9 protein-coding genes are annotated in these 11,942 nt (G+C 53.2%); 8 read left to right on the top strand and 1 reads right to left on the bottom strand.

The window, feature by feature from the left end:
- The first annotated feature begins 77 nt into the window (after positions 1-77).
- From P8A25_RS10195 to P8A25_RS10180, 4 genes are all read left to right on the top strand, one after another.
- A complete protein-coding gene (locus P8A25_RS10195; RefSeq protein WP_146019549.1) occupies positions 78-1,292 on the top strand; it encodes a beta-ketoacyl synthase N-terminal-like domain-containing protein in 1,215 nt (404 codons plus the stop codon).
- 24 nt (positions 1,293-1,316) lie between these two features.
- Positions 1,317-2,477 carry an 8-amino-7-oxononanoate synthase gene (locus P8A25_RS10190; RefSeq protein ID WP_215443216.1) on the top strand — a complete coding sequence of 387 codons (1,161 nt, stop codon included), beginning with the start codon at positions 1,317-1,319 and terminating at the stop codon, positions 2,475-2,477.
- Positions 2,478-2,496: 19 nt separating this feature from the next.
- Positions 2,497-3,030, top strand: coding sequence for a hypothetical protein (locus tag P8A25_RS10185; RefSeq protein WP_102720988.1), 534 nt, complete (start codon positions 2,497-2,499; stop codon positions 3,028-3,030).
- A 126-nt stretch (positions 3,031-3,156) separates the two neighbouring features.
- Complete coding sequence (locus P8A25_RS10180; RefSeq protein WP_102729176.1) at positions 3,157-3,612, top strand: hypothetical protein; 456 nt, start codon at positions 3,157-3,159, stop codon at positions 3,610-3,612.
- Between the two features lie 14 nt (positions 3,613-3,626).
- Here the strand turns inward: P8A25_RS10180 and P8A25_RS10175 are convergent, their stop codons facing one another.
- Positions 3,627-3,839, bottom strand: coding sequence for a hypothetical protein (locus P8A25_RS10175; protein WP_180973131.1), 213 nt, complete (start codon positions 3,837-3,839; stop codon positions 3,627-3,629).
- Here P8A25_RS10175 and P8A25_RS10170 point away from each other — a divergent pair.
- The 4 genes from P8A25_RS10170 (at position 3,754) to P8A25_RS10155 (ending at position 11,936) form a co-directional block, all read left to right on the top strand.
- Positions 3,754-4,017: a DUF2752 domain-containing protein gene (locus tag P8A25_RS10170; RefSeq protein ID WP_180970975.1), complete on the top strand. Its 264-nt coding sequence runs from the start codon at positions 3,754-3,756 to the stop codon at positions 4,015-4,017. The genes P8A25_RS10175 and P8A25_RS10170 overlap by 86 nt on opposite strands.
- Positions 4,018-4,331: 314 nt before the next feature.
- Complete coding sequence (locus tag P8A25_RS10165; protein WP_022396259.1) at positions 4,332-4,883, top strand: hypothetical protein; 552 nt, start codon at positions 4,332-4,334, stop codon at positions 4,881-4,883.
- A gap of 577 nt (positions 4,884-5,460) precedes the next feature.
- Positions 5,461-6,246, top strand: coding sequence for a hypothetical protein (locus P8A25_RS10160; RefSeq protein ID WP_215443214.1), 786 nt, complete (start codon positions 5,461-5,463; stop codon positions 6,244-6,246).
- 95 nt (positions 6,247-6,341) lie between these two features.
- On the top strand, positions 6,342-11,936 hold the full coding sequence (locus tag P8A25_RS10155) for an RHS repeat-associated core domain-containing protein (protein ID WP_404838690.1): 5,595 nt from the start codon (positions 6,342-6,344) through the stop codon (positions 11,934-11,936).
- Positions 11,937-11,942 lie beyond the last annotated feature (6 nt).

Raw genomic sequence — 11,942 nt, 5'->3', positions numbered from 1 at the left:
TGATTGCCATAAAAGGAAGCCCGTTGCAAGACGGCAGGGGTACCGTTTTTCCTGGCTGTTCCTGACGTACCGGAAGCTTGAGTTTTTCCGGGTGCGGCAGTAGTCTGGCCGCCGTCATGATTGCGGGGGGAAAAAGTCACGGAAGACCGGAGCCGCGGGTATGCGGCCTGGGGCTGGCTTCCGGCTTTGGCATGGGGGCGGCAGCCCATCTCACCGGAGTGAGGGAAGGGCGCAGCGTGTTGAAGCCGTTGAGGGAACTGTGGGGAGCGGGGCATCCGTGGGGCGATGTTTTGAGCGGGTGGATTCCGGACAGGAAGCTTTTATGCAGCCGCAGGAACGGCCCTGCCTCCCAGTTGGCGCTGCTGCTGGCGCGGCAGGCCGTGGAAGAAGCCGGTTGGGGAGAGGAAGAATTGAAGGATGCGGCCCTGATTGTGGGCAGTTCCCGGGGGAACGCCTCCGGCTGGCTGAGCCCGTGGCCCGGACGGCGGTCCATGAAGATTCTGGCCGTTCCCAATTCCCTGCACAGTGAGCTTGCCTCCTGCGTCAGCATTGAACTGGGGATTCGCGGGCCTTACCACGTGCTGGCGAGCGGCTGCGCCGCCGGTCTGGATGCCGTGGGCATGGCGGCCATGCTGATGCGTCAGGGAATTGTTAGGAGGGCGCTGGCTATCGGGCTGGATTTGCCCTTGTGCCGGGAGCTGCTGGGGACGTACTGGGCTTCCGGGATGCTTTCCCGCAACGGAATGAATGATCCCTACGGTCCCCATGCCGACGGCATGTGCATTTCCGAGGGAGGGGCGGCCATGGCGCTGGAGTTGTCTTCCGGTCCCGGCATTTACGTGAAGGATTATCTGGTGAATTCAGATGCCTACAGCCCGCTGGGAATGCCGGAGGATGGAAAGAGCATTGCCGCCCTGCTGGATGCCGCCCTGCGGAATTGGGATGGAAGGGTTCCTTTGACCGTCTGCCCCCATGCCAGTGGAACGGCGGGGAATGCCGCTTCCGAGCGGGCCGCTTTAAAACGGGTTTTTGGAACCGGCTTTCCGGATTTAAGGATGATGAAGCCCTGGACGGGTCATGCCATTGGCGGCAGCGGCATTCTGGAACTGGCCCTGATGCTGGCTTTTATCAGGGAGGGGGCTTTGCCACCTAATCCTTTCTGGGTAAGTTCCCCGGCAGGTGCGGCTTGTGTTGCGGAAGAATTGCCTTTGGATGGGAGGCGGATGCTGGTTAAGTCCGCCGCTTCCATGGGCGGCCATAATGTAGTGCTGAGCCTTGACGTGGGCGGCTAACATGTTTCTGGAGCGAGAACGCTTATGAAGAATCCTGGACAGTTTTTATCAGAGTTGAAGTCCGCGGGACTGCTGCGCGTTCTGCGGAATGTGGATTGCCTGCCCGGCGGCATGGCCCGCATGGAGGACGGCCGGGAGGTAGTCAACCTGGCAAGTAATGATTACCTGGGCCTGGCTCATCATCCGGCCCTGGCGGAGGCTTTTTCCCGTGCGGCGCGTGATGGCGGGGCCGGGGCCATGGCTTCCCGCCTGGTCACGGGGACGCGCCGGGCGCATTCCGGTCTGGAGGAGGCCCTGGCTGATCTGAAGGGGACTGAAGCGGCGGTCAGCTTTTCCTCCGGTTACGCAACCTCCCTGGGGGTGATTACCTCCATTGCGGACCGGGAGGATACGGTGCTGATGGACAAGCTGTCCCATGCCAGCCTGATTGACGGGGCGCGGCTGTCCGGTGCCCGCTTGTCCACGTTCCTGCATAACGACATGGAATCATTGGGAAAAAAGTTGGAGCATTTGCGGAGCGCGAATCCTTCCGGCGGAATCCTGGTGGTGACGGAATCCGTTTTCAGCATGGACGGAGACCGCGCGCCTCTTCAGGAAATCGTGCGCCTGAAGGATGAATTCGGCGCTCTGCTGCTGGTGGATGAAGCACACGGATTCGGTGTGCTGGGAGAACACGGGGCGGGATTGGCGGAGGAACTGGGCGTCTCCTCCCGGATAGATTTTCAGATGGGGACCTTGAGCAAGGCCGCCGGGGTGAGCGGCGGTTATGTAGCCTGTTCCCGCGCCTGGGCGGATGTGATGATCAATTCTGCGCGGTCCCTGATCTATTCCACGGCTCCGCCTCCCGCCCTGGCCGCCGCCGCCCTGGCCGCAGTGGAAGTGATCCGGAGCGCAGAGGGGCAGGAACTGCGCCGTCATGTTTCCGTGCTGGCGGATGCCTTGTCCTCCGCGCTGGGAATGCCCGGCAGGCCCGTTTCCTCCATCTTCCCCGTGGTAATGGGAGAGAATGATGCCGCCCTGGCCGCAGCGGGTACGTTGCTGGAACGCGGTTTTCTGGCTCCCGCCATACGTTATCCTACGGTCCCCCGCGGAACGGCCCGTCTGCGCGTTACGGTGACGGCGGCCCATCGGGACGTCCAGATCGGGCGGTTGGGAAAAGCGTTGGCGGAATTGCTCCACGGATAATAACATAATTACTTGAATAATGATGAAAGCGTTGTCTTCCCATTCCCTTCATTTGGTCCTGAGCCTGTTTTTCCTGCCGATGATCGTGGTGTATGCCGTGACCGGCCTGCTGTACATGGGCGGCGTGGACCAGCACTTCACTTCCCATGTGGCGGTGCATGAGCTGAATGCCGCCGACCAGCCGCCCTATGAGGATTCCTGCAGAGAACTGGAACGTCGCGGAGTGGCATTGCCGGAAGGAAAGGTAAGGCCGTTCAAAGGGAACTACCTCCTGGGTCCTATGACGGATACGCATGTGCTGTTCCTCAGGAAAGGCCATGCCCTCCGGGCGGAAGTGGTGGAGCCTGGCATTTACCCCAATCTGATGCTGGCTCACAAGGGGAAGGCGGGATGGTGGTTTACTGCGTTAGGATACGGGGCGGCTCTTTCCCTGATTATACTGTATGTTACCGGAATTCTGCTGATGTGGAAAAACCGCGGGAAGCGGAAATTAATGCTGGTCAGCGCCTTCTTGGGAACAGCCGCTGTGGTGGTGGGGTATCTGATGCTTTGAGGCGTGGAATGACAGCCGGATGTCCGGAATGGCAGAGCTTACATCTTGACAGGAATGCTCTCTTCCAGTAAGGGAAGGGATGAAGGTTCCAAAGGGAATTTTCACTGAACTCCATAGAATAACACGATGATGAATGCTCCTGATTCTTCTCCCCCTCCGTCCTGCTGCAGCGGTTCCCCCTCCTGCACGGCTGCTTTGGTCCTCGGCATTATTGCCCTGGTGCTGGCGTTGATCGGATTTTTCCCGTGCCTGGGCTGGATTACCCTGATTCCTGCGGCTCTGCTGGCCATTATTGCCCTCATCATGAGTATTGTGGCTGTGAGCAAGGGCTCTCCCAAGGGCGCTCTTGTCGTCGCCATTATTGCGTTGGCGGCATCTGCCGCAGCAGGCATTGTCCAGGCATGGATGGCCAGCGCGACCGTGACTTACATGGAACAGCACCAGGATTATGTGGAAAAGAAGGCGCAGGAGATCCAGAAAGAGCTTCAACAGATGGAGCAGCAGAACCAGGAGCAATTGAAAAGGCTCAGGGATGCGGAGGATTCCTCCCCCGCTGATGAAACGGGTTCCCAGGACCTGTAGTTTCTGAAACGATTTCAAGGGAGCACGGCGATGAATTGCATGCGCTCTGCGTGGCGTTCATGCCGCAATAGCTGGATGATCAGGAAAGTGTGGCTGCCTGCATGGGCCATCCTGTCCTTACTATTGTTGGCGCCGTCCCTCATGGCCCTGGCAGTCAGTCCTGCCGGGATGAATTCACTGGCGGCTTCCGTGGCCGTGCCGCACCGGGAATGCCCTTTGTGCGGCATGACGCGCGGGTATGTGGAAATGGCCCGCGGAAATATACGCGCCGCATGGGAGAGGAACCGGGGCGCTCCGGTCTGGTTTATGGCTGGGCTGCTCAATGGAGGAGCTGCCGTGTTTTATCTGGCATGGTGTTGGCGGAGGAGGGCAGGCTTGGGGAAGAAAAATGGTCTTCCGGGATGAAAAAACAGCAGGCGGAAAGGGAAAAACAACTTCCTGACCGGTGCAGGGCCATGGATGTGTCATGCGTTTTTTGTCATACTGGCGATGTTCTGAAGAAGGCATGCAGCTAGGGAAGCAGTATGATTGACCATGCAATCATGGTATTTATTTTTAGCGCATTGAGAAGCGTTCGGCCTTTGTTTTGACATGAGCCCGGGATGTTGGAACAGGAGAGGGCCGTCAAGGGGCAACAGGGAGGTTCCTTGACAGATTTTACACGCTTTCTTTAACATTAGAGCGTTTCCGTGTCTGGAAATCCAATGAAAAAATGAAAGATGAACAAAATAAACTACTCGGATCCCCGCCGTTCCGTCCCCGATACCGTTTCAACCATTCTTGCATTGGTTCTGGGTATTGTAGGATTGATTCTCGCGTTGCTCGCCTTTCTTCCATGTCTGGGGTGGGTAGCAATTGTTCCCGGCCTTCTCTGTGCCATTCTGGCTATTATTCTGGGAGCGGTAGCGGTAAAGAGGAGTGATGACAGGACGTATGGTTCTGCCAGGGGCGCGCTGACTTGCGGGTGTGTCGGCCTGGTGATCATTATTGGAGCGATCATTTATCAGGGCATGATTCTGGCGCCTGTGATGAAACAGGCGGATGCCCATACGGAGGAATTCACATGGACGGCTTGCAGCGCTGTGAGGGAGGCGCGGAAGGAAATGCACCCCAACGCATGCGAGGCGGTGGACCGTGTTATCTCTTTGATCGACCATCCGGAGGAAAGAAAAGAGACGGTGACGGAGAGGTTCCTGGAGGTAGCGCCACCGGCTCCAAGGGGCGCTACTGCCGTACTGGAAGGCCCGGTGCCTTCTGTTTCCGGTAAATGAGGCGGTAAAATCTTTGAAGGCAGGGCACCCGGTGTTCGTTTACCGGCTGTTTCTTCTGTCATGGAAATCCTGCAGGCAGGGCGGTTTGAAGGGTATTGCATGTCCATTCAAACCGCCCTTCTTCATGCACGCGGCAAAGAGGCTTTGGCTGGCGGAAACGTACGGGGCGGAGAAGGGCCTTTTTATGGGATTCAGCATATTGAGTCTTCCGTCGGATGAGAGGAAAGAGATAATTTGACAGGAGGGGTGGACGGAATGGATGCAGTTGCAGACTTTTTCCGGCAGTCTGAACGGCTGGTTGGAGAAGAGGGTATCTCCTGCTTGTGATAATGTCCATATCGGTGGAAATGGGGCCGGGTATTCATTTTCTTTTCTTGCCGAGGGGCAACGCGGAGGAAGAGCCGGAAGAAACGCATGAGAGGAAAAGACAGACTCATTCCTGCCACCGTGAAAATGCCTCAATTTATTTGAAACCAATGTCCTAGGCCCGTTAAAACAGCGTGCATTCATACAGGGTAATGATGAAGGTTGGAACTGATGCAACGCATCATTTCATTACAACTCAACGATTATCTGTATGAATGAATCCATATCAAATTCTCCGCAGCCTGATCCTGTGGAGCAGCCGGGAATCATCTTTTTCATTCCCTGCAAGGCAAACAACGCTCCTCTGCTGGTGGAAGCTGTACAGGGCATCCGCCGTGCCGTTCCGGAAGCGTCTGTCATTATTCTGGACGATGACCGGGCACGCTGTCCCCAAACCGTCAGGGAAGTGCTGAGGAACATGTCCGTGGAATGGAAAGTGCTGAAGAAAACTGATACGTCCTCCGAACATGCGGCCGCTATTCTGGCTCTGATGGCTCAGGCTGTGCGCCATGAACATGATGTGCTGGTGCGCACCAAGCCGGACAATCTCATTCTCCATGCCGGTTTTTTAAGGGAATTTGCCCGTTCCGAAGCGGGATTATCCGGAACCTGTCTTCGGTCCGGCCTGCTGTGCAATGAACTTTATGCCCTGAAGCCTGCTGTGCTTCGGGCCATTCTCCAGCATCTGGAGCAATCCTCCTCCGTGATGAAATGTCCGGAGGGCGCCGTCATCCTGGGGGCGTTTACCGCCCTGTTCCCGGATGGAGCCCCACTCCTCGCCAGAGCATGGACGCGAGGAACCGGAGGCCCCCTGTGGGGGCATTACAACTGGACGACCTTTCCGTCTGCGGAATCCCTGGCGGACATGGACATGGTATCCATGAGCCGGCGTTATCAGGACAAGGTGGCGCGCCGCGCCCGCATCTCCGTCATGAGATGCCTGCGGAACGCCATCTGTAACCGTCCTGTTTCCGTGGACCGTCAACCTGCCGCCTGAACCTGACCCAAAGCATCTGACGGGAATGGAGCCGGGGAAATTCCATGGCGGCGTTTTCTCTTCTTCCCGGCAGGTGCCTCAACGACAATAAAACAATGAAAGAAATTGATAATCAGTTATCCACTCCGGAACAATCCGGAGGAATGCCCAGCCATCCCGTTACATTCGTTTCCAATGATGAACCGTCTCCGATGCCGTGGCCCAATACGTGGTACCCTGTCACTCCCATAGGGCCGGAGACGGAATACCCGTGCCCGTGTTCCGAGGGCGACTCCGGTACAGGAAGTACGGACAACAACAGCGTGGACTTCTCCATAGAATTCGGACGCTTTCCCAAGTGGCCGGAATTGAGTGGAGGCCGCCTGATGCTGAACCTGAACATGATGGATGCCGGGTTATGCTGGGGGACCGCTTTCCAGTACGAGCACATTTCCCAGCGCCGTCTGGAAGTGGCTGAAACCCTCAATGCATCCATCAGCCGCCCGGAAGAACCGGAAGACGTTTCCCGGGCGGTGGTGAAGACTGAAAAAGGATTTCCGCGTTATTACAGCTTTGCCTCTCCAAATGTTTCCGGGGCAGAGGTTCTTGGCGGTACCCAGATGTTCAAGGACAGGATGCGGCGCGTGACCGTGGATGGCGTTTCCTATCTGGAAGAAGTTCAGGAAAGCGGCATGACCATGCGCTTCCGCCCCAATTCCGCTATATTTGACCATATCGTGACGCCGCGCGGCGTGAAAATCACCTTTGCTGAACTGGCCGCGGAACTTAAGGTAGTCAGGCAGGACGCCTACGACGAACCCGGCACTGCGGTGGAAACTTTCAACTCCCTTTCCCTGTTCATGCTGAAGCAGGTGTGGAACAAGACGGACGGCTTGCTGGATCTAAGCAATGTTCAGAGCATTAGATGGTATGCCCCCGCAGACGTGACGGGGCGGCACAACGATGGCACGTATATCATCCGCAAAGGAGCCGTTCCGATCAAGACATGGAAGCTGTCCTGGTCGTTCGCGGATACGGAGACGATGGTCGCCAGGGCTGTGGATGAAGAAAATCCGGAAGTGACCCAGATGCTGTTGCAGACATTCCGTATTGAAGAACCGGGAGGTTTTATCAGTGAATGGCGCGCGGGCCTTTACCCGGACGATCTGACCCTGGTGAAAGGAGAGGGGGATGACGCCATCAGCATCGTCACCAGATGCCTTCCGGCGCCCGGCCATGAAAACCTGGTTGCCAAGGATATTAACGGACAGGCCATGGTGGCGGGAGGGTACTATACGGACAAGAAGGAAAAATTCAAGTATGTGTACAGCGGCGTGGCCGGAACCGAGCATGCCGTGCTGTGTTCCGCAGAAAAGGAAGTATACCAGCGCCGTTTGTACGGGGACGTCCTTATCTCCCGCACGGAAGGATATGGAACCCCGCTGGAAAGAACATGGACGTACGGATACGGCAGCGATCCTTCTTCCCCCAATTATGGCAAACGCATCAGGGAAACGCGCCCGGACGGAGCCGTGGTGGAGATGGAGTATGATTCCAACGGGAACGTGATTCAACGGACGGAGCCGTGGTATGGGGATATTTCTATGAGGACTTCCTATTCATATGCAGATGAATTGTTCAATGACCGGAGAATTTCTCAGGAGCTTGTAGAACTGGTATCTCCTCAGAGGATCGAATGTCTGGAAAAAACACAGTATGAATACAATAAGACAGAACAGGTTTATTCGAAAACCGCCACACGCACCTATCTGGGTTCTACAAATGTGGGTGTTCTGAATTCGGTAACTACGGTTGAGGAATGGTACACAGCTCATGACTGCGTGTATGCGCCAGGACGGTTGAAATGCAGATATCAATATGAAAACGTGCAAGATGTGGATAATCCTGATATAGTAAATAATGGAGAGGCCAGAAATATTTCACGTCGCGAATATTCTACCTGCAGTGATTATGGCGCTGTTTGGAAATGTACAGAGGATGACTATATAGATGTGGCGGATTCAGAAAAGTCCTCCAGGATAATTCGCTATTATGCAGAGAACGGCGATGAAATTGCTACAGACCATCAAGTTCATTTATATTCGCCGGGATTTGTCTCCATTGACTTTCGCCGGATGTCTTATGATCCTTCACATCGTTTGATCCGGACAGATTACGCCAATGGCTTGTATTCCATGATGGAATGGAGTTGTGCGGGACCGTTGTGGGAAACAGATGTAAGAGGGCTGCAGACGCGTTATACCTATGATGGGGCCAAACGTCTGGTGTGTGTGGAAAGGGATGCTGCCGTGGCTGTGGAAAATTGGAATGATGTAGATATGAATGCCGATTGTCCGGATAGTATAACGGAAACGACATACGATGGGATGGGGAGGATTTTGTCAGTGAGCCACTCCATAGGGGACAGGAAAACGACGGTTTCTTCCCAATATGATTTACTGGGAAGAGTCACTTCCCGGACGGATAAGATGGGGCGAACCTCCCTTTATTCTTATTCCCAAGACGGATTGACAATGACTGAAACAACATCGCCCGGAGCTACGCTGGTGACCAGGAAAGCTCCTTCCGGCCTGGTTGTGGAAGAGTCCGGCACAGGACGGGAGGCGCGTTATTATGAATATAAGGCGGACTGGTCCGGGATTTGGAAATATATACGCCGTCTTTCCTCATCCGGAGATATGATAGAAAATATTCTGGAAAATGCAGATGGCAAGATATTGAGAATTTTACATTCTAACGGCGCTGTGATGGTAGACCAGTACAACGCCGAATATAACGGATTCGGGCAAATAGTATGTGAACAGCAAAAGAATGAATGCCCGTTGTGGTACCATTATAATAACAGAGGAGAACTGACGGGATGGATGAGGAGTTGGAATGACTGGCCTGATAATTCTCCATACAGGTATTCAGTGGTTTCCCGTTATACCCGCCTGTCTTTTCCTCCTCCCGGATTGTCTGCTTCAGCGGTAAATGCTGTCTGGCGTATGGACTACGTACAGGCTATTTGTGAGGGATTGGATGCTGACTTCGAATATACATATACATTAGTCTCCAGAACGGACAGTGCCCTGCAATCTTTGGAGTCAGTCGTTATGAGGGAGAGGCTACCGGAATACCGTTCCATTTGGGAAAAAGTTTACAATGAAAACGGTAATATACGTGTTCTAAGGGGACGGAAGGGATGTGACAGGGAAGAGGAAGAAGTCATCCTGAACGGGGATACCGTACGCCTGATACAAATAGATGGGACAATGACCCAGTACAAGCGTACTTACAGTATGACCGGAGATATGCTTACAATCCGCGATGCCCGTGGTAAAGACATGACCATCGTCAACGATGCCACAGGAAGGGAAACAAGCCGAACGGACCAGGACGGAGAGACGACTACTACCTCCTATGATGCGGTTACAGGGCTGGCAAATTGTATTGTAACTCCTGATGGCAAGCAGACATGGTTTTCCTATGATTTTCGTGGACGCTTAGTGCAGCAGTATGGAACGGCTGTCCAGCCCATCAAATGGGAATATGATGCCATGGACCGTATTGTGGCTCTGCATACCTATCGTGCATCAGGATCTGTTCTGGATGCGATTCCATCCTCGGATTCCGATATCACACGCTGGACTTATGGCCCTGTGAGTGGACTTGTGGTGAATAAGACTTATGCGGATGGTTCCATGACTTCGTATTACCATGATGACTGGGGGCGTCTGGGAACTCGCATCCAGTCCCGCGGAGTGACGACGGAATACCAGTATGATACTGTATCAGGAAAAATAGCTTCTATAACGCATAGTGATGGAACTCCGTCTGTGTCATTTTCCTATGATAGGATGGATCGGTTATCTTCCGTCCAGGATGCATCCGGAACACGTTCCTTTTACTATTGGGATCTTGAAGATATTGCCTACGAACAAACTTCTGGCATGGTAGCAAGCCTGCTTGAGTACCAGCGTGATTCTTTGGATCGTTCGTCCGGATATACGTTTTCTCTGAATGGAACAATGGTACAGCAGGTCGCTCTGGAATATGATGTCGCAGACCGCCTTTCTGCAATGTCGCTTAATGGTTCATCCTTTACGTATGGATATGATTCGGCTACGGGCTGGCTCAACAGTTTGACCTATCCGAATGGATTGGTTAGAAACACAGTGTTTCATGCCAATCTTCCTTTGCCGGTGTCCCTGACTTACGTGAAGGGAACTTCCTCCATTCCTGCGCTCAAGCACGCCTATACGTGGGACAGTATGCGGCGTCCTTCCGTACGGGAAGACTATGTGGGTTCAACTGCTCTTTCCCGTCGCCACACATATGGCTACAATGCACGAGGGGAATTGACGGAAGACACCATGAACGCGGGAGGAGCCTTCAGCTATGACTATGACAATATCGGCAACCGCCAGACGGCGGCAGAACAAGGCATTTCCAGTACCTATCGAAGCAATAGTTTGAACCAGTATGCTACTGTGACACGTTCAGGAACAGCCTTCGCACCTGTGTATGACTCTGACGGTAATCAAACGAGTGTGAACACTTCCACAGGAATATGGTCTGTCCAGTATAATGCGGACAATCGTCCGGTGGTCTTTACACAGGGAAGCAAAAAGGTGGAATGTGTGTATGACTATCTTGGCCGACGTGTGGAAAAAGTGGAATATGATGGAAATAACTTGACCAGACGTACAAGATTCGCGTATATGGGATATCTAATGGTGGCAAGCATGGACTGCACGCAAAATACCTCCAATCCGCCCTTGCTGGGTACGTGGTTTTGGGATCCCTCTGAATCGGAGTCGACACGGGTATTGGCGATGTGCACGCACAATGCGGACAAGAGCGTGGCCACCACCCGTTATGTGGCGCACGATCTGCTCAAAAGCGTAAGCGCTCTGTTTGACTCCTCGGGAAACCGTCAGGCGAAGTTTGAATACACGCCCTACGGAGAAACCTTGAGTTCGGAAGGAATTAAGACCGCGTCTATGCCATTCCTTTATTCCTGCGAGTACCATGACGAAGACTTAGGTTTAATTTACTACAATTACCGCCATTACAATCCACAAGATGGTCGCTGGATATCCAGAGATCCGATTGGAGAAAAAGGTGGTGTCCATTTATATGGATTTGTAAAAAATAATCCTGTATCAATTAGTGAGTATCTAGGTCTGTCTTTTTCTTCCAGAGAAGAACGGTATGGAGATGGTTGCGTTTTAACACAGGACCCTAGTGATATTACAGTGACTGAGGAGTTTGCTGGTACACGGGAAACCGAAAGATATGTACGTAAAGTGTCTGAAGCAGTAATTGAAAAGCACACTAAACGTCCTAAACTTGTAAAAACCGCAGTTAAAGGATTAGATGCTTTAGGGATGTCTTTCACTACGGCGGCACCCTTTTTGCTTTCTTTACAGGTGAACGTAAAAGTAGAATTTACATGTAGGTGTAAATGCAAGTGTGAAGGTTGGTTAAAAAATGCGCTGTATGGAGAAGCAATTGCTCCAATGACAGGTTCATTTACAATTAATAGCAGAACCTTTGGTAACGGGAATCCATATACTGACGGATTGGGATCTATCAACAAGATACCAAAAAAAGAGGAAATTGAAGAAAAGAAACAAGAAGAATTCAATAAGCTTTTTTCGTCAAAATTAAAAGAATGTGAAGAGAAATGTAAAAAGTTAAGATAAACTAGC

The sequence above is a fragment of the Akkermansia sp. BCRC 18949 genome (assembly GCF_045011645.1).
Classification (GTDB): domain Bacteria; phylum Verrucomicrobiota; class Verrucomicrobiia; order Verrucomicrobiales; family Akkermansiaceae; genus Akkermansia; species Akkermansia massiliensis.
The sequence above is the reverse complement of the archived record's forward strand: the minus strand, read 5'-3'. Positions and strand labels throughout refer to the sequence as shown.